Raw genomic sequence first — 1,139 nt, 5'->3', positions numbered from 1 at the left:
GCTATATTTTTTTACTTTGCAACAGAACCTTTTTATTTATCGTAATTTTAATATATATCTGATTTTTTCATATTTCCAGCCTTAACTTCTGTTGTATCATATATTGCGATAAATGCGTCTGGGTCTACATCATTTATAATTTCTTTAAGTTTTTGTTCTTCGAGTTTATTAATAACACAAGAAATTTCTACAAATGAATTATTTTCTTCATCAATAGTCACTTTTGTAAATGTGCAATACCTTCCCAGTCTTTCTTTAATTTCTTTATTCATAATGTCATAATCTTTTGTAATAATTTTAAACGTTTTCGAACCACTTAGTCCTTCTTCAATAATATGTATAACTTTTGAAGCAATAAAATATGCGAGCGCTGATAAAATGGCACCTTTAAAGCCAAAAACAGTAGAAACAAGTATAAATACGAATGTATTGAGAAATAAAATTAAATCACTTGTTCCGAAAGGTAACTTTCTAGATAATAAAACGGCTAACATATCTATACCATCTAATGCCCCACCATTTCTAAGGGCAAGACCCATGCCTAATCCAATAACAACTCCACCAACTACAGTAATAAGTAGTGAATCACCTTCAATAATTGTTGGTACATGATGCATAATCGAAGTGAATATAGATAATGATAAGATACCTATTATTGAAAATATAGCAAACTTACGTCCGATTTGTTTATAACCTAACCATATAAATGGTAAATTGATTATTCCTATTAATATTCCTAAAGGTAAACCAAACAAAGTGGAACCTACAATACTAATCCCTGTGACTCCTCCGTCAGAAACGTTATTTGGGATTAATATAGATTCCAAACCATATGCTGTAATAAGTGCCCCAATTATAATAAGTAAAATCCTGCCGAATGATATAATCACCATTTTTTTTGTCATTTTTGAACTCCTATTTTTATTATTAAAAAGTCTTCACCTATATTATAACTTGTTTTATCAATTTAATGAAATTGGTGTTAATGATTGATATCATATTTTTTTAAACAAAATTCTAAAAAAGATAATTTAATGTTTAATCAGCGTCTAATACTCAAAGTAAATAAATGAAAAATTTCCCAAGGCATTTACAAATATATTAAAATAGGTTCTGTTGCAAAGTAAAAAATATAGCTA

The 1,139-nt window shown here is 27.7% G+C and carries 1 protein-coding gene; it reads right to left on the bottom strand.

Annotated elements, in window-relative coordinates:
* Window positions 1-47 precede the first annotated feature (47 nt).
* Window positions 48-905, bottom strand: coding sequence for a YitT family protein (locus HMPREF2647_RS07070; protein WP_002501998.1), 858 nt, complete (start codon window positions 903-905; stop codon window positions 48-50).
* Window positions 906-1,139: the final 234 nt, after the last annotated feature.

It is taken from the genome of Staphylococcus sp. HMSC035D11 (assembly GCF_001836075.1).
In the GTDB taxonomy this organism is placed as follows: Bacteria; Bacillota; Bacilli; order Staphylococcales; family Staphylococcaceae; genus Staphylococcus; species Staphylococcus hominis.
The sequence above is the reverse complement of the archived record's forward strand: the minus strand, read 5'-3'. Positions and strand labels throughout refer to the sequence as shown.

Excerpts from the sequence above, each read along its gene's own strand:
- HMPREF2647_RS07070 (WP_002501998.1), bottom strand. The coding sequence starts at position 905 with ATGACAAAAAAAATGGTGATTATATCATTCGGCAGGATTTTACTTATT.